This is a genomic window from Phycisphaeraceae bacterium, assembly GCA_019636735.1.
In the GTDB taxonomy this organism is placed as follows: Bacteria; Planctomycetota; Phycisphaerae; order Phycisphaerales; family SM1A02; genus VGXK01.
The window spans coordinates 1-17,423 of the sequence record JAHBWY010000004.1 but is presented as its reverse complement, the minus strand read 5'-3'; the positions used below and the strand labels follow the sequence as shown (position 1 = coordinate 17,423).

Annotated in this window: 17 protein-coding genes and 1 tRNA gene; 7 read left to right on the top strand and 11 right to left on the bottom strand. The window is 65.5% G+C overall.

From position 1 onward, the window contains the following. Positions 1-177 precede the first annotated feature (177 nt). Together KF724_06210 and KF724_06205 are read left to right on the top strand one after the other, a co-directional pair. Positions 178-420, top strand: coding sequence for a hypothetical protein (locus tag KF724_06210; GenBank protein ID MBX3355273.1), 243 nt, complete (start codon positions 178-180; stop codon positions 418-420). Between the two features lie 193 nt (positions 421-613). Further along, complete coding sequence (locus tag KF724_06205) at positions 614-2,548, top strand: hypothetical protein (GenBank protein MBX3355272.1); 1,935 nt, start codon at positions 614-616, stop codon at positions 2,546-2,548. A 17-nt stretch (positions 2,549-2,565) separates the two neighbouring features. Here KF724_06205 and KF724_06200 read toward each other — a convergent pair whose 3' ends face one another. The 5 genes from KF724_06200 to guaA form a co-directional block, all read right to left on the bottom strand. Next, positions 2,566-4,029: an aldehyde dehydrogenase family protein gene (locus tag KF724_06200; protein ID MBX3355271.1), complete on the bottom strand. Its 1,464-nt coding sequence runs from the start codon at positions 4,027-4,029 to the stop codon at positions 2,566-2,568. Between the two features lie 23 nt (positions 4,030-4,052). Further along, positions 4,053-5,183, bottom strand: a complete 1,131-nt coding sequence (locus tag KF724_06195) for an arginine N-succinyltransferase (protein MBX3355270.1) — start codon at positions 5,181-5,183, stop codon at positions 4,053-4,055. Between the two features lie 39 nt (positions 5,184-5,222). Beyond that, complete coding sequence (locus KF724_06190) at positions 5,223-6,683, bottom strand: aminotransferase class III-fold pyridoxal phosphate-dependent enzyme (protein MBX3355269.1); 1,461 nt, start codon at positions 6,681-6,683, stop codon at positions 5,223-5,225. After that, on the bottom strand, positions 6,680-7,633 hold the full coding sequence (locus KF724_06185; GenBank protein ID MBX3355268.1) for a metallophosphoesterase: 954 nt from the start codon (positions 7,631-7,633) through the stop codon (positions 6,680-6,682). The genes KF724_06190 and KF724_06185 overlap by 4 nt, the downstream gene beginning before the upstream one ends. Positions 7,634-7,726: 93 nt before the next feature. Continuing rightward, entirely contained in the window at positions 7,727-9,310 is a 1,584-nt protein-coding gene (guaA, locus tag KF724_06180; GenBank protein ID MBX3355267.1) for a glutamine-hydrolyzing GMP synthase, read from the bottom strand. Positions 9,311-9,405: 95 nt separating this feature from the next. On the opposite strand from guaA, the gene KF724_06175 reads away from it, so the two are divergent. From KF724_06175 to KF724_06160, 4 genes are all read left to right on the top strand, one after another. Next, on the top strand, positions 9,406-9,861 hold the full coding sequence (locus KF724_06175; protein ID MBX3355266.1) for a hypothetical protein: 456 nt from the start codon (positions 9,406-9,408) through the stop codon (positions 9,859-9,861). After that, positions 9,858-10,301, top strand: coding sequence for an ATP-binding protein (locus KF724_06170; protein ID MBX3355265.1), 444 nt, complete (start codon positions 9,858-9,860; stop codon positions 10,299-10,301). Before KF724_06175 ends, KF724_06170 begins: the two co-directional genes overlap by 4 nt. A 67-nt stretch (positions 10,302-10,368) precedes the next feature. Further along, the gene (locus KF724_06165) at positions 10,369-10,716 is read left to right on the top strand and encodes an STAS domain-containing protein (GenBank protein MBX3355264.1); all 348 of its coding nucleotides are present in this window, start codon (positions 10,369-10,371) and stop codon (positions 10,714-10,716) included. A 7-nt stretch (positions 10,717-10,723) separates the two neighbouring features. Further along, positions 10,724-11,557, top strand: coding sequence for an ABC transporter permease (locus KF724_06160; GenBank protein MBX3355263.1), 834 nt, complete (start codon positions 10,724-10,726; stop codon positions 11,555-11,557). Here KF724_06160 and dprA read toward each other — a convergent pair. The 4 genes from dprA to mdh all read right to left on the bottom strand — a co-directional run bounded on the left by dprA (position 11,536) and on the right by mdh (position 15,016). Beyond that, the gene (dprA, locus tag KF724_06155) at positions 11,536-12,813 is read right to left on the bottom strand and encodes a DNA-processing protein DprA (GenBank protein MBX3355262.1); all 1,278 of its coding nucleotides are present in this window, start codon (positions 12,811-12,813) and stop codon (positions 11,536-11,538) included. The genes KF724_06160 and dprA overlap by 22 nt on opposite strands. 106 nt (positions 12,814-12,919) lie before the next feature. Then, complete coding sequence (locus KF724_06150) at positions 12,920-13,612, bottom strand: hypothetical protein (GenBank protein ID MBX3355261.1); 693 nt, start codon at positions 13,610-13,612, stop codon at positions 12,920-12,922. A gap of 57 nt (positions 13,613-13,669) precedes the next feature. Beyond that, a complete protein-coding gene (locus tag KF724_06145; protein MBX3355260.1) occupies positions 13,670-13,996 on the bottom strand; it encodes a hypothetical protein in 327 nt (108 codons plus the stop codon). 51 nt (positions 13,997-14,047) lie between these two features. Beyond that, on the bottom strand, positions 14,048-15,016 hold the full coding sequence (mdh, locus tag KF724_06140) for a malate dehydrogenase (protein MBX3355259.1): 969 nt from the start codon (positions 15,014-15,016) through the stop codon (positions 14,048-14,050). Between the two features lie 66 nt (positions 15,017-15,082). Between mdh and KF724_06135 the strand changes: the two genes are divergently transcribed. Beyond that, a complete protein-coding gene (locus tag KF724_06135) occupies positions 15,083-16,330 on the top strand; it encodes a YcaQ family DNA glycosylase (protein MBX3355258.1) in 1,248 nt (415 codons plus the stop codon). Between the two features lie 63 nt (positions 16,331-16,393). Here the strand turns inward: KF724_06135 and KF724_06130 are convergent. Both KF724_06130 and KF724_06125 read right to left on the bottom strand, forming a co-directional pair. Continuing rightward, positions 16,394-16,467: transfer RNA gene (locus KF724_06130), tRNA-Ile, on the bottom strand. A 58-nt stretch (positions 16,468-16,525) separates the two neighbouring features. Further along, positions 16,526-17,423 (bottom strand): hypothetical protein (locus tag KF724_06125; protein ID MBX3355257.1); only part of this gene is annotated, 898 nt, incomplete at its 5' end.

Genomic DNA, 17,423 nt, shown 5'->3' with positions numbered 1-17,423 from the left:
GAACGGGGGCCGCACATGACCCCGTCTCCAAGGTACTGGTGCGTCGATGCCCGTCAAGAGCAGCACCATGCAATCGGAGACTGAAGAACACGACTCCGAAATCGGAGTGCGATCCTGCTCCAACTCGCCCGAGGATCTTCGTTTGGGTGACTCCCCTCGGGACGAGGGAGAACAATGATGAAGCGAGTGACCACGAGGTCCGCTTTGCCCCGCACCCTTGGCGCGACTGCCGCGACGCTCGTTGCTCTCAGGATCATGGCGGGGTGCGATCTCGCGAACCGTCAGACGAGCGCGCTCTCGGCGACCGCACTGCCGAGTGACTCGTTCCTGGGGGCGGGCGGAGCCATGCATCAGGACATCGGCGCGTGGGCACCCGATGCCTCGCTCCCCGGTCGCGGCAGGCGCCCGCTCGAAGTCTGACTCCGGAATCTCGAGGGGTTCGGCGGGGAGTCTGCGCTTTCAATCCTGAGATCCTTCAGGTGGGTGTTCCCCTGAAGCGCCGTGAGGTCGGAGCGAGAGCCGCCCGATCTTGGGATTCAAGGTGCGCGTCAACACGCCATCAGGCCCGCACCCAGGATCCGATCGATGTGAAGAGAGAAGAGGCGATCTACCAATGTCCCGCCGTCCCATCACCGTCTGCCGTGCGAAGCTTGCGTCCCTTGCCCTCGCCACTGTCGTGGCGACTGCCATTGCGCCCCGAGCGGAGTCGAGCGTCGTCGAGTCGCTCTACCTTCCCGGCGGAGTCGGCATCAAGTACCGCATCAAATTCATGCCTGACCTTGACCAGCGGCGCTCACCCTCCGGCAACACTCCTGGGCTGCCCGCCAACGGTGCCATGTACTGCGTTCCGACCGGGGCGGTGAATCTCTTCGCCTATGCCGCCAACAACGGCTTCCCGAACACCCCTCCAGGCCCCGGGTTCTGGCAGTCGAACCTCCGATACAACGACGCGACCTCGGCGATTCAAACACTGGGTGCGCTCATGAACACCAGTCCCACCGGTGGCACCGGGGGCACGGGCTGGGTCAACGGAGCATCGGTGTGGCTCAGCAGCTCGCCGATTCTCTCTTGGCAGCACAAGTGGCTTCAGCCGTCATACTGGCCGACCGTGGAGAAGATGGGTGCGGTTGCCTGCTCCGGCTGGATTGTTGAGTTTGCGTATGGCCGATACACCCAGATCGGCGTGATCAACGGCGTGCCGCTTCTCAATCGCACCGGGGGCCACGCGGTCACCCTGACGGGGATCGAGAAGTGGGGCACCACACGGCAGATTCAATACCGCGATCCCGCCGACGACCCCGCCAACGCCACGCAGTCCGCATTCAAGAATGTCGTGGCCAACTACACGAACATGGTTGTCTACATTCGACCCGACGAGGGTGCCGACTTCCTCGCCCTTGTCAGCGTTCTGAACCATCCCTCAGGGGACGGCCTGTATCGGATCGTTGACTCGTTCTTCGCCGTGCGTCCGCTGCTCGGCATCACATTCTTCCCCTCGTTCGGAGGTCTGCCGGGCCTGGTGCAGTCCATCGACCTCTCCTTCGCCGGTTCTCCAAGCCCGATCGGGGGGACGCTCTCCATTCCCGCTGACATGGATGTGCGCGCCCTCGACTTCCACCCTGATTTCAACGCCGCTCTGCTGCTCACCATCGCTCCCAATGGAACTCGATCGATGCAGCGGCTCGACCTGTTTGATGGTGCACTCGCCGCCTTCGGCGACGGTGCCTCGCTCGACCCGCGGAGCATGGCGGTCGGTCGCCGGGGCGACATCTATGTGAGCGACGGAGACAAGCTCTATCGACTCAACGATGAGGGCGCCCTGATCAGCTCCACCTCGAACAGCCCTCCCGTGTCAGCCTTGGCCTACGACGACACATTGGACGCCGTGACCATCCTCTCGATTCCGCAGCGCCGAATCGTCCGGTTCGATCGAACCCTCGGCAACCAGCTTTCGAGCATCATCGTGCCTCAGAACATTCCCATGGCCGGCGATGGCTCCGTGAGTGTGAATCCAGAGACTGGTCGGGCGTGGTTCTTCACCTCGGCGAGCAACTCCCTCTTCAGCGTGCTGCTGAACCCGGACAGCGGGCAGATCTTCGTTGAGTCGATTCCGCTCGGGTCCTGCATCCCGTCATCGGTCATCGCGGATCGCGGAGAGCGCCTGTGGATCGCCTGCGACGGCTCCGTGCGCGAGTACGCGAAGGTCAACGGCGTATGGGGTCTGGATGGAGATTCACCGATCCAGGGCAAGCCCTGCGGCAAGCGGCTTGGAATGTTGACCAAGCGCTCCAATGTTGTCCCGGCGCTTCACAACGGCCCGGGCTTCGTGAACATTCATCCTGACACCCTGGTGCCTCTCGGCATGACGGTGCTCGACTGTGACGCCGACCTGAATAATGACGGCATGGTGAATGGCGCCGATCTGAGCATTCTCCTTGGCTCATGGGGCGTCGTCGGCCCGGGCTCACCACTCGATCTCGATGGGAGTGGCGTGGTGAACGGCGCCGACATCTCACTGCTGCTCGGCCTGTGGGGCCCCTGCCCCTGAGGCCACGAGACGGATCATCAGCGCCTTGGCGGAGCTTCGATCATGGACGCCTTGGGAAACGCGCAGTAGTCCACGCTGAATGCACCGGCGGGTCGGAGGTTCCCACTCCGACCCAGGCCCCCAAAGGGAAGCTTGCCGCTCGCACCGGCCGTCCCGCAGTTCCAGTTCACGAGGCCGCTGCGAATGGACTCACGGCACTCGTTCCAGGCGCGCTCATCGGCGGTGAACACCGACGCCGCCAGGCCAAAGTCCGTTGCATTGGCCTGAGCGATCATCGCCTCGAGTGAGTCGACCGCAGCCACCTGAACCACGGGACCGAAGCACTCGCAATCGGTCGCACGGTCGAAGCGTTCGACCTCGATCACACCCGGCGTCACAAACCACCCCGGAGCGTCGAGCGCCTCAGGACGCAAGTGCACACGACTCCCGCGCCGCTCATGCTCGGCAACGAATGCGAACACCGCATCGCGCGCCGCACGGCTGACCAGCGGGCCCATGAAGGGCGCAGGCGAGGCATCTCCGGGCCCCGCAGTGCACCGCGCTGCGGCGCGCACCAGCGCCTCGATGAATCGTGGCGCCACTGATCGATGCACGATGATCCGCCTGGTGCAGGTGCAGCGTTGCCCAGTGGTGATGAACGCCGCGCGCATGCACTCCAGCACGGCGTGATCGAAGAGCGAGCCTCCGCCTGCGCCGAATCCATCGCCCGCTGACGCGACATCGGGAAGGACGAGCGCGGGGTTGCTCCCCCCGAGTTCGAGTGCCACGATGCGGCCCGGTCGATCGAGATTCGCTTCGAGAATGGCGCGCCCCACGGGCCAGCTTCCGGTGAAGAGGATCCCGTCGATGTCGGGATGGGCGACAAGGGCTCGCGCAACTGCCGAGGCCCCCTGCACGACTTCGAACACGCCTTCGGGGAAGCCCGCCTGCCGCGCCATCTCACCGAGCATGGCACCGACTCCGGGCGTGCGATCGCTTGGCTTGAAGATGACGCAGTTGCCCAAGAGCAGCGCCGGCACCCAGTGCCCATTGGGCAGATGCGCCGGGAAGTTGAATGGCCCCACGACCGCCATGACGCCATAGGGTCGGAAGCGACACTCACCGCGACGGCCAGCCGGAACCTCGACCGTGAAGTCGCGCACCCGCGAGCGAGAGCCTTCCGCCAGCGTGACAACCACCTTCTCGCCAAGAAGCTTCGCCTCGGCGCGACTCTCGTCCAGCGTCTTACCCATCTCGCGCGTGATCAACTGCGCGAGCTCCTCGGCGCGCGACGCAGTCACCTCGCGCCAGCATTCGAGAAGCGCCACGCGCTCCGATTCGGGTCGTCGCGCCCATGCGGGAGCCGCCTTGCGAGCCCGCCGGACGGCAGCATCGAGCACTTCGATCGTCGCCTCCCCGCGCCAGACGATCTCGTCGGGGCGGGCCGGATTGCGCGACTCGATCACTTCGTGCACAGCGGGCCTCCCGAGCGCAGGATCCACGCGATGCAGAGATCCTTCATGCGTCACTTCCGAGGGGGTGTGGCCACTTCGGCCGGAGATTCGCGAAGCTCGCTCAGCGCCGAGAGCGAGCTGGCGGAGGTCTTGCGCCGCTTGCTGCGCCCATCACTCGATGCATCGAGGGGCGTCACGCCGATGGCGTTGCCCTTGCGGGCTCCAAGCGCTTCCGCCGCCGCCTCGGGCAGCAGCACCGACTCACCCTCCATGCGGATCGGCGAGCGCAGCGCGCGATAGCCATGCTCCTTCGAACGGAAGCTGACGAACGCCTCGGCGCCGCCGTGCGCCACATCGGCGGCACCGCCGAAGGCCAGCGAGCGCGTGGCCTTGACCAACGGGATTTCATCGGTCTTCGCCTCGAGGTACGGACCGCCGTCGAAGGGATCGACACATCCGTTGAACTCGAAGCTCTGGCGCTCGAGCATCGCCTTCGCGGCGACGGTCTCCTCGCCCACCTTGCCGATGAGCGCCCGCGCCTCCGCCGGCAGAATCGAGACATGCATCTCGTCGCGCGGCCAGAGGGCAGTCATGAACTCCTTGCTGTGCTGGCAGAAGAGGTCCGCCTCGTGATAGCTCAAGTTGATGAAGCGCCGCCCGAGGTACTCCCAGAGGAGCGTGCGACTGTCCGTCGACAGCGGTCCCATCAGTTCCGCCAGCATTCGATCGGCGAATTGATCGCGGTGCAGCCCCACATAATGCAGGCGAATCAGCGAGAGCAGTGAACCCAGCCGTTCACGGTGGCCTCGATAGCCCGGGGCGAGAATAAGACCCCCCACTTCACTCGGCCCGCTCTCATCGCTTCCGAACTGCACGGTGGTGTGGACCGAGCCCTGCTGAAGGTCCTCGCTGAAGTAGGAGCGGCGCCGCACCTTGAGAAAGACATGGGGCCACCCCGGCCAACTGATGCAACTGATGACCGCCGAGGTCCCGATGACGGCACCCGTCTCGGTGTCCTCGAGCACAAAGAGGAATTGACGCTCGTGCGGATCCTTCGCCTGGCCCGCGAAGCTCCTGCGGCTACGGGCGATCTTGGCACCGATGATGTCCTTGTCCGCCGGCAGATTGATGAAGTGGACCATCTTGGCCAGCTTCAAGAGCGTCGGCAGGTCATCGATGACGGCCTGTCGGACAATGAACATGACGGCAGTGTACGGGGGCGGACGCCTTCCCGTCGCGCGTCAGGAGCGCGCGAGTGAGCGCTCGAGAATCTCGAAGACCGGATCGAACTGCTCCGGGCGGAAGACTCCGATCGGCGGCAGGAATCGCAGGTGATAGGGACCGTGGCCGCAGCCAAGGGTGATGACACCATCTTCGAAGAGATGCTTGAGCAGCGTGTTGATCCGGTCCTTGTCACCACCGAACGGCGTGAGTCGCATCATCCCGCCGATCCCACCAACAACGCGCGAAGAGGTCCGTCCGAAGGCGAGTCGAACCGGAGGGAACCACTCCGGGTGCTTCGCCACCAGCGCCTCGGCTCGTTCTCTGAAAGCCGCATGCAGCTTCGCGATTCGACCGTCGGGCCCGTAGTACCCGCCGTCACGCAGCCGCTGAAGCACGCGAAGTCCGACATGAAACGCACTCGTCGCCGCGGTGAAAGTCCCCGCCAGCAGGCCAGGCTTCGGATTCATCTCCGCCGTGTAGAGGCAGGCGCACGCCTGTGACATCTTGCCGATCGTCACCACATCGGCGTATGAACCGAGGTCGAGTGTCTGAAAGGCGAACATGCTGGTGGTTCTGCCGAAGGACTGCACCTCGTCGAACCAGATGGGAATGCCTCGCTCGCGGCAGAGATCGAGGAGCGGCACGAAGAACTCGCGCGGCGCCACATTGAAGCCCCCTTCCCCCTGGATCAGTTCCATCACGAAGCAGGAGTGCTGGCGCGGATAGCGATCGAGGGTCTGCCGAAGATGCCACAAGGCGATCTCGGTCGACCGCGGGCCGAGATCCGGATCGTAGAAGGGCATGTAGTCGACCTGCACATTGAGCGCCACGCCCTGGCGATAGTTGGGGCCGTCGCCGATCTGCGCCATGGTCGTCGATCGTCCCATGAAGCAGTCGGCGAAGGCGATCACGCGCGGCGCCGCATGGGTCTTCTGCTGACAGACCTTGAGCGCGGCCTCATTCACCATGCAGCCTGAGTTGCTCACGAAGCAGTGCTTGATGGCGCTTGAGCGCGACGCTTCGGAAACCAGCAACTCCGCGAAGGCGGTGCTGTCGGCGTTGAACTGGAGATGACCCTGCATCACGGTGTCCGAGAGCGCGGCGATGAGCGCCGCTTCGACCATCTCTGGATCACCATGACCGAACATGTGCACGCCGATGCCGCCGATCATGTCCCACTTCACACTGCCGTCGGCCAGCTCAACAAGGGCACCATGGCCGAGCCCCGTACCAAGATAGGGATAGAAGGCTGGCCTTCCCTTCACTTCGGCGGTGCGGTGCAGCCACTCATCGAGCGTCACGCGGCGCTCGGCGCTCGGTGCGCGGGCCCCAACGATCTTCGCCTGCGCGCTCCTGAGTTCCGCGAGGATTCGCGAGACCGCGTCGCGGACCACCGGGTTCGAGGCCAGTGCCGGCTCGATCAGGGATGCAGCTTCAGAAGCACCAGAAGGCCTGGCCATGGTCGCGGGAGTCGTCATGGGAGCATCGTATGCGTCGCGGTGTTGACGGGGACCCAGTGGAGCCGCGCCGGATCGAGGTGCTGCTCGCCCTCCCAGCGATAGGCGACGAGCCATCCGCCTCGGGCTACGGACCAGTCGAGGCATGCGAGGTTCGGCGCAAGAAGCGTCGGACGCGACTCGCCCGACATCCAGTAGTGGCCGAAGAAGAGCGGCGGCGCCGACGCGGGGTAGTACGGAAGGTCGCGCCGCTCACCCTGCGGCACCTCGACGCTCGGCACCATCGGCGACGGTGGAAAGACCACCTCGTCGTAGGTCCATGCCTTGGGTGACTCAAACCACCGCGCCCGGATGACCCGACGGGGATGACCTTCGCTGTCCTGAAGGACCACGCCTGCGGGAAGCCTGATTTCAGGGCCCTTCAAGATCATCTCCATGGCGTCGAATTCGGGAGTCCCCTCTTCGTGCAGGCGCCGCACGGCGTCGTCAGTCATGCCGCCTTCCTCGGCCAGCACCTCACGCACGCATGCGATCGAGGGCTCATCCCAGCACGCGTGGACGACCCGCACGCCTCCAAGATCAAGCCAAAGCGGAAGCGTCCGGAACCACTCGATCGCCTCCACGCGCTCGCTTGCTGAGAGCTGCGAGAGCGTCGCCTCATGCAGACGGCGATTGCGCTCCGTGTGAGGACGACAGAACCCACCTTCCGCGTCGAGCCGCGGCGTGGCGTATGCCAGCGCGTTGATCTCATGGTTTCCGATGACCGCCCGCGCGCTCCCCGCATCGACCATGCGGCGCACCGTGTCGATGGTCGCGCGGATCTCCGGACCGCGATCGACGAAGTCTCCGAGGAAGATTGCCGTTCGCTCCGGATGGCGCCACGCACCGCCGCGAAGTGCATACCCAAGCTTCGTGAGCAGGGCGTGCAGCGTGGCCGCGTGGCCGTGGATGTCGCCGATCAGGTCATACATGGATCATCGCGCGGAAGTCGCGCGTCTCTCTGGGCGGCCGGGCGAGCGCCGAGGCCGATACGCCTCGGCCGATCTTCGCCCGTCTCGGCGCCGCTACTCCCATTCAATCGTCGCCGGTGGCTTCGACGAAATGTCGTAGACGACGCGGTTGACGCCCTTCACTTCGTTGATGATGCGGCTCGAAATGGTCGCGAGCACTTCATGAGGAAGGCGACACCAATCCGCCGTCATGAAGTCCTGCGACTCGACCGCGCGTAGCGCGATGACGGAGTCATAGGTGCGACCATCGCCCATCACGCCGACCGTGCGAACGGGCAGCAGTACCGCGAAGACCTGACTGGTCACGCGATAGAGGTTCGCGGCGTGAATTTCATCGAGCAGGATCTGGTCGCAGTCGCGAAGAAGATCGAGCCCCTCGCGGGTCACCGCACCGATGATGCGCACGGCGAGGCCAGGTCCCGGGAACGGATGGCGCCAGACGAGCTGCGACGGAAGGCCGAGGACTTCACCCAGCGCACGGACCTCGTCCTTGAAGAGATCGCGAAGCGGCTCCACCAGCTCGAAGCCGAGATCCTTCGGGAGACCTCCGACATTGTGGTGCAGCTTGATGTTCGCGGCCGTGCCCGCGTGACTCTGGCCGCTCTCGATGCGGTCGGGATAGAGCGTGCCCTGCGCGAGGAATCGCGGGGAGCCACCCACCTCCCGCGCCGCCGCGCGGAAGACCTCGATGAAGCGATGGCCGATGCGCCGGCGCTTCTCCTGCGGATCAACAACGCCTTCGAGATCGGCGAGGAAGTCGCGCGACGCGTCGATCACGCGCAGATCGATGTCGAAGTGATCGCGAAAGGTCGTCTCCACCAGCGCCCGTTCGTTCTTCCGAAGCAGACCGTTGTCGACGAAGATGCAGGTGAGTTGCCGACCGATGGCGCGAGAGAGGAGCGCCGCCACCACGCTTGAATCGACGCCTCCTGAGAGGCCGCAGATGACGCGCTCCTTGCCCACTTGCGCCTGCACACGCTCGCACTCCGCCTCCATGAAGTCGCGCATTGCCCAGGTGCCACGGCAACCGCAGATCTCATAGAGGAAGTTTCGCAGGATGTCGACACCATGAGGCGTGTGCGTCACCTCCGGATGAAACTGCACTCCGATGAAGGGCTTCGAGAGATGGGCGACCGCGGCATGCGGGCAAGTCGGCGTTGACGCGAGCACGCGGAACTCGGTCGCCAGGTCACTCACCTGATCGCCATGGCTCGCCCAGACGATCGTCTGTGACGGAATGCCCTTGAAGAGCCCCGTGCTGTCGAGAATGTCGAGTTTGGCACGGCCATACTCGCGCGCTGCGGCGGGCTCGACGCGACTGCCGAGCAGCCTGCACGCGAGTTGCATGCCGTAGCAGATGCCCAGCACCGGGATGCCCAACTCGAAGAGACGATCGTCGCACTTCGGGGCGCCCTTCTCAAAGACGCTCGCGGGACCACCGGAGAGAATGATGCCGCAGGGTTCATGCTCCCGCAGGCGCTCGATGGGCGTGTCGGGAGCAAGCAACAGGCTGAAGGCGCCCGCTTCGCGCACGCGCCGGCAGATCAACTGGGAATACTGGCTCCCGAAATCGAGGACGAGCACCGTCTCTGGTTTCGAACTTCGCGCAGGCGCCGCCGAGGTCTTCGTCTCGACAATGGGCTGGGCGGCGCGGAGGGTCACGGAAGATCGTCATGGTAGGCGAAGGAGCGGCGATGGAGACTGCTGCACGGCAGCGGTGATAGGCTGATTCCGTGCAGGAGACGCACGCCGGCCCCCCGCCCCTGACCACCGCTCCCGCAGGAACACGCGCGCTGGCCAGGAGCCGAGCCGATCGTGTCGGCGTCATCTCCAGGGTTGCCACAGCGGTGCTGCTCCTTGGTGGTGCAGCATCCTGTGCGCCCGGAACCTTCGAAGGCACGATCAACAGCGCCGCCACCGGACCGCGCGTGGCGGCCCTCGCGCGCATCAAGGCCGACGGCGATCGTGCGCAGATCCCGGAAGTTGTCGAGTGCCTCACCAGTCATGATCCCGTGGTTCGTCATGCGGCGATTCAGACGCTCTACTCCCTGACCGGAGAAACGCTCGATTACCGGCCCGATGATCCACCTCTGAAGCGTCAACGGGCCGTTGACCGATGGGTGAAGTGGTGCCGAGCCGAGGGAATGGTGCTGGCTGAAGTTCGATCCAACGGAGTGCAACTCGAATGACCCCGTGCCCTGATCTGTCGGTGCAACTGCTGAGTCGCCCCGGGCTCCTCGCGCCGGTTCGCAGCATGGTCGTGTCGCTGGCCGAGAGAACAGGCTTTGACGAGGTCATGTGCAGTCACATTCAGCTTGCTGTCGATGAAGCGCTCGCGAATGTCCTTCGTCATGGATATGGCGGCCGGGAGGATTGCCGGATCTGGGTGCACCTCTGGGAGTTGCATGATCCTGCGGGCCTTCGCATCGTCATCGAGGACCTCGCGCGCCAGGTGGATCCCGAGACGATTCGAGGCCGCGAACTCGATGAGGTTCGACCTGGCGGCCTCGGAGTTCATCTCATGCAGAGCTTGATGGATGTCGTTCGGTTCGAGCGGCGCCACGAAGGTGGAATGCGCCTCACTCTCGAGAAGATCCTGCGCGACGAGCCTGCGGAAAGCCCCGTCTGACCGAGCGATGTTCCTCGCTGTTTGCAGAAGTCCGGTGAGCGGCTTACGATCCGACCAAGGTTTCAGCGTGGCCAAGCAGGACACCATTCAGATCACCGTGGAAGAGATCCCCGACGGCGTCGTCCTGTCGCCCCAGGGTGAAGTTGATCTCGCCCGAAGTCCGTCGATGCGAAGCCAGATCGCGACCGCCATGAAGCGATCTCCCAAGCGCATCGTGATCGACCTCTCCGGGGTTCCGTACATGGACAGCTCCGGTGTCGCCACACTGGTCGAGGCGCTTCAGGGGTCGCGGCGCAACGGTGGTCGTCTGCTGCTGTGCAGTCTGACGACACGGGTGAAGAGCATTCTCGAGATTTCGCGGCTCGATACGGTCTTCACCATCGTGCCCGATCGTGCTGCCGCGTTGAGCGCCTGAGCCACCGATGTCCGACGATCGCCCGCCACCCGCGCTGCCCATCCGGATGCTGGACACATGGGCCGGCCTGTGGCTTGGTGCTGCGCGGATCGTGGGAGAGCTGGCGCTGCTCCTCGTCGAGACCTCCAAGTGGATGTTCTGGACCATCTTCCTTCGAAGGGCGAGGTTCGGCCTCCGTGGCGCCATCGCCCAGCTCATTCGTGTGGGTGTGCGGAGCATTGGCATCGTCATGCTCGTCTCGGGCGCGATCGGAGTGATCCTCGCGCTTCAGACGGAGCCGAGCCTCGCTCAGTTCGGACAGACGGACAAGGTGGCGAACCTGATCGGTGTTGCGGTCTTCCGCGAGCTTGGTCCGCTGATCGCGGCGATCGTGCTCGTCGGCTATGCCGGCGCGAGCATCGCCGCCGAGCTCGGCACGATGGTCGTGGGCGAAGAGATCGAGGCGCTCGAGGCGATGGCCCTCAATCCCGTACGCGTGCTGGTGATGCCGCGTGTGGTTGCGACGACGATCGCGCTGATCCTGCTCGCGGTCATCAGCAACCTGAGCGCCGTCATCATGGGCGGTGTGATGGGTGTCTTCGGCCTCGGCATCCCGTACGAGATCTACAAGAACAACACCATCACCCAGGTCACCAACACCGACTTCTTCACTGGGCTTGTGAAGGCGGGTGTCTTCGGACTGATCATTGGTCTGATCGCCTGCAACAACGGCCTGCGCGTGAGCGGCGGGGCCGCGGGCGTGGGTCGTGCGACGACTGACACCGTGGTCCAGAGCGTGGTGACGGTCGTCATCGCCGACCTCATGTTCACGGCAATCTTCTACGCGGTTGGCTGGACCTGATCGCTGCTCTGCGGCGACGGGGGCGACTCCGGGTGGCGAGGCGCTTCAAGTGTGGGCGACGGCGGTAAGGGAAGGGCCGACACCGCGGCGCAATTGACTGGACCAGTTGCACCATCACGCGCTCCATCGCTACGCAGCGCCTCAAGAGTAAGTGCGGCCAGCGCTTCCTCGGGCGACACCCCTGACTGGGCGCAGCGACGCTCGACCTCGCGAGCCGTGCCACCCGCGCTCACCCGTCGAGCCGCCGATCGCCATCGCGGCGCGGGGTCATTGGTGCGAATCTCCGGCACCGTTGAATGCCCGCTCGCGGCAGCATTGGGCATCGCATCGAGCGCAGCGCGCATCAGCGGAAGCGTTGACCGCAGATCTTCAAGAACCTCCTCGGCCGAGACCACGAGCGCCGCCGAGCCACTGCGAATGAGCCGGTGGCACCCCGCCGACACTCGGCTTCCGACAGGCCCCGGCACGGCCATGACCATGCGCCCGAGATCATCCACTGCCAGCCTTGCGGTGATGTTTGCGCCTGATTCAACGGCGGCCTCGATGACCAGCACGCCGAGCGCGAGCCCCGCGATGATCCGGTTCCGCCTCGGGAAGTGACCGGGGCGCGCCTCCATCTCCATGGGAAACTCACTGATGAGTGCCCCATCCCCTTCGAGCATGCGATCGAAGAGGCGCTCATGCTCTGCGGGATAGGGCCGCGCGAGGCCGCCTCCCATGACGGCGATGGTTCGCCCACCAACCCGGAGCGCGGCTTGGTGCGCGGCGGCATCGATGCCGCGTGCGCCGCCACTCACAATGACCAGCCCACGGTCGGCGAGTTCGCACGCGAGCCGGCCCGCGGAGTCAATGCCATAGGCCGTTGCAGCCCGGCTTCCAACGACCGCGAGCGACCATGCGTCCCCGTTGTCCAGCCGTCCCCGGACGAAGAGGCCCGGCGGCGGATCGGGAATGAGCCTGAGAAGGGCCGGATAGTCAGGGTCGTCCATCTGAACGACCCCTGCACCCACCCGCTCCATGGCGGCCCGTTCCCGGTCAGGATCGGCCTTCAGAAGCCCGGCGTGGACGGCCGCCGCCATTCCCGCGAGACGAGGCTCGTCGGCCAGCGCCGCGGCGATCTCCGACCGCGACGCCCGGACAACCGCCTCCCACGATCCAAGCACGCTCCTGAGCACCATCGCCGTCCTGGAGCCGACCCCCGGCGCGACCATCACGCGAAGCAGTGGCTCTGAAACCTCCCCCGGGCCGCGCGGCATACGAGGACCTTACCCGGGGACCGGCTGCACTCCGCTCAGTCGTTCCCCTTCTTCTCGACGATCGCAGCGGCCGCCACCACGAAGACTTGCGTCACCCAGGGCCGATTCAGGTCGCGAACGGCTTACCCGAATCGGTTTCGTTGCCGCCCTCGGAGTCGCAGTCGCCCTCGGAGTCCTCGTCGAGTGCCGCCTCGGAGTCATCGCAAGCACCATCCTCGCCATGGGAATCGGATGACTCGTCATCCTCCTCGGCATCGATGCTCTCGTCGGCCCACGCCTCCTTCTCATCGCGCTCGCTCGAACCCCGCGTCGCTCGCTGAGAACGACGGTCGCTGCCGGTCCCGATCAGCAGGCCCATGAAGACGAGGAACCCACCCGCGCCAATCGACCAGAGGCGCTTCCGTCCATCGGTCCACTGGGCCAGCAGAGTGTCCGGTGGCGGCGAAGCCCTGAAGGGTTCGACCTCAACCGTGGCTTCAATCCACTCGGGCACGCTGGCGTTCACCGTCGACGCCATGAGCAGCGGCGTCTCGCCCTGCGGGATGAGGTTAAGCTGGCTTGCGGCAAGGCGCTTCAGAAGCGCCGGGTCCCGATCGTCCAAATCCCCAAGGAACCCCTCGTACGCCCCGAGAATCGCGAAGTTGCTTCTCTCGGCATGCTGCAACTCTTCAAGCTGCACCCGGAGTTCATGGAGCTGCCGCTCCGAGGGGATGACCGCCGCCGCCAGCACCAAGGCAAGACCCGCCAGCACGAAGAGCCAGCCGGGGTCGACTCGAAAGAGCGGGCGGGAGCGTTCCACTGGGAGAAGAATCGGCGTGCCGTGGCGGCCGGGACCAAGATTTCAAGCGGGCGACCGTCAGCTTCGCGCGTCAAGCGCACCATCGATCAGGTCGAGCACGCGGCGCAGGTTGGAGCGGCTTTCCGGGGCGCCCCAGAGCACATCGTAGTCGATCCGCCAGTTGCAGCGGCGGAACTGGGTGTTCTGGCTGAACCACGGCGCGTTCGTCAGGACGAGCGTGCAGCCATCGAACACACAGTCGACAAATGCGTTACCCGCCAAGTGGACCGTCTGGGCCGTGAAGGTCCTCTTCTCGTGCCGAGTGAGTGCGAGCTGCGGCTGCTGCGGATTGGGTTGCTGGCCGGGGGGCGGCGGTGTGGCGCCGGGAGGTCCTTGGTCGCTCATGCGTGCTCCGATCCTGTGGTCCGAGTGAGATTCGGGACGAGTCGCGCTCGATCAGGCGAGCTCGGGGAAGATGCGGCGGACGGTGGCGACGAGATCTTTCACATGGCTGATGGACTCATCCATCAGCTTGCGCTCGTCGGCATCGAGGTTGATCTCGACGACCTTCTCCATGCCCTTCGAACCGAGAATGCAAGGCACGCCGACGAAGTAGCCCTGACCGGGCTGGTTCGGGGCGACGCCGAACTCCTTCTCGCAGTAGGCCGCGCAGGGCAGGATGCGCTTCTTGTCTCGAATGATGGCCTCCGCCATCTGAATCGTGCCGCTTGCGGGCGCGTAGTACGCGCTCGTGCCCATGAGCTGCACAATCTCGCCGCCGCCAACCTTCGCGCGCTGCACGCAACGATCGATCGTTTCCTTGGGCAGGAGCTGCTCGAGCGGAATGCCGTGCACGCTCGTCAGGCGCGGAAGCGGAACCATGTCATCGCCGTGACCGCCCAGAAGGAGCGCTTGGATGTCCTCGACGGAGCAGCCGATCTCCATGGCAATGAAGGCGCGGAAGCGAGCCACATCGAGGCAGCCCGCCTGACCGAGGATGCGATGCGTCGGGAAACCGCTCGCCTTCCACGCGGTGTAGACCATCGCGTCGAGCGGATTGCTGACGACAATCATGATCGAGTCGGGAGCGTGGGTCGCGACCTGCTCCGCCACGCTGCGCACGATCTTGACATTGGTCTGGATGAGATCGTCGCGGCTCATGCCCGGCTTGCGGGGCAGACCTGCGGTGACGATCACGACATCGCTGCCGGCGGTGTCCTTGTAGTCGGCGGTGCCGATGACCCGGCTGTCGAACTCCTCGATGGGTCCGCACTGGACGAGGTCGAGCGCCTTGCCCTTGGCCACGCCTTCGCGCTCGGGCACATCGAGAAGGACGATGTCTCCCAGTTCCTTGGCAGCCGCCCAGTGGGCGCAGGTGGCTCCAACATTTCCGGCTCCGATGATGCTGATCTTGGCGCGTCGCATGGTCGTTCGTGGTGGTTTCTGGTGCGAGAAGTCCCGTGTCGGGAAAGTCGGGCATGATACAGGGCCATGCGGCTTCCCGAGACGCTTCCTGCAGCCGTGGCGCGGCGCGTGCTGCTCACCCGTCAGGGGCTTGCGCCGTGGAAGGATTCCGGGCCGTCGGCGACCTCGCCGCGATTCCGTCGCTCGACGCCGCGCGAGGTCGCATCGCTCATCGAATCGCTCGGCTATGTGCAGATCGATTCGATCAATGTGGTCGATCGAGCGCACCACCTCATTCTCGGCACTCGCCTCGAGGGCTTTCGACCCGCGCACCTTCAGAGCGCACTCGAAGAGCACCGTGCGCTCTTTGAGCACTGGACCCATGATGCGTGCGCCATCCCGATCCGATGGTATCCGCACTGGTCCCATCGCTTCGAGCGCTACAAGCGCAAGGACCGGGCTCACGCGTGGTGGCAGGCGAGGTTCGGACGCGAGCCGGCGCGAGTGCTCTCGCGCGTGCTCGCGCGGGTGCGAGCCGAAGGAGCGCTACGCGCGAGGGACTTCCAGCCCCCCGATCGCCGTCGATCGGAGCCGGGCGGCTGGTGGAATTGGCATCCGGAGAAGGCGGCGCTTGAACACTTGTGGCGCAGCGGCCGCCTCGCGGTCGCCGGGCGACAGCGTTTTGAGAAGGTCTACGACCTGCCCGAGCGCGTCGTGCCGGCGGAGCACGCCGAGTCGAAGTCGAGCGCGGCGGAGCATCTCGAGTGGGCGTGTCGAAGCGCGCTCGAGCGCCTCGGGATCGCGACCGAGCGCGAGATCGCCCATTTCTGGGCCGCTGTTCCGCTCGAAGAGGCGCGGCGCTGGGTGCGCGCGGCGATCAAGCGAGGCGAGCTCGATGAGGTTCTCGTCGAGCGCGCCGATGGTGGCCCCGCGACGCGATGCGTGGTCACGGCGGGCTGGCAGGCAGCGCCCGAGTTCAGGGCATCACCGGCCGAGGCCGATCGAATCATGGTTCTCGCGCCATTTGATCCCGTCATTCGAGATCGAGCACGGCTTGAGCGACTCTTCGGCTTCGAGTACCGCTTCGAAGCCTTCACACCTGCGGCGCGGCGGATCTATGGCTACTACACCATGCCGCTCCTCGAAGGAGATCGCTTCGTCGGGCGCATCGACCCCAAGTTCGATCGACGCGCCGGCGTCCTTGAGATCAGGGGGCCATGGTGGGAACCGGGGATCAGGGCTGACCGCGCCCGCCGCCAGCGCCTGCACGCGGCGTTTGATCGACTGGCCGCTCAACTCGGCGCGGCTTCGTGGAACCTGGTGCCAATGGCATGATGCGCAGGCCACCGCGGCGCACTTGCGTGCGCGACCCGGCATTCCGCGGCAACCTCATTCAAATGGGCCAGAGAGGACTCGAACCTCCGACCTCGCCCTTATCAGGGGCGTGCTCTAGCCAGCTGAGCTACTAGCCCGAAGAGGGAGAGAGTGTAGCCGACCGACGCCCCACCCGCCACCTCTCGCGCATGCCCGTCAGCGATCCCCGAGGATCACAAAGCCCCTGAGGACCGCGTCGGATGCGACCTCGACGCGCGCTCGATCGGGGTCCCACCCCCACTCAGGACGAGACACCGGACCGAAGGCTTCCCACTCCTGGCTGCGGATGATGGCCTGATTGAGCTTGGCCCGCGCACATTCGAGACGCTCAAAATCGCCCTGACTCCAGCTTCGCGGCATGCGACGCAGCGTTGCCTCAAGCCTCGCCTCAAGCGCGACTCGAGCCGTTCGCAGCTCCTGCGGCGAAACTTCATCACGATGGGCGCTTCGCACGAGTTCGACGAGTTCAATCGCCGCCGCCTCGATCGCGTTGATCGGCGTCGCCGCACGCGGTGGCAATGCGGCCTGCGGTGGCAACACGCCTCGCGGCGGCAGCGCGGCTCGCGGCGCAGAGGTCGCGTGATCGAAGGCGGCGTGCCCGGCGAGCTGCGGGGACGGTGCCGATGGAAGCGCGTGAGCGGGAGCCGGAGCGGGTCGCTCGGCGGTTTCCAACAACGCGCGCTCCGCCGACGCTCGCTCAACCGAAGCGGGCTGCCCCGATGCGCGTTCCACCAGGGCACGCCCACTCGACGCGCGATCCACCAGAGCGCACTCACCCGTGGCTTCGAGCCGATCAAGCAGCGGCAGCGCCACAGCGATCGGAAGCGATGGCATCGTCGCTGCACCGGCGCCGATCACAATCGCGCCAGCGGCAGTCGTCGCCAAGGCCCCGCAGCGCAGCGCGAATCGACCTGCGCTGCCCGCGCCAAATCCCATCCGAGTCTCCGTTCCTGCGAGCCGTCGCTCCGAGTAAGCCGTCATGAGCCTGCCTCCGCGCATCGTGCAACCGACCGAGTGTCGGATGCCTGATGCGAGGGAGAAGGTTCGATTCGGT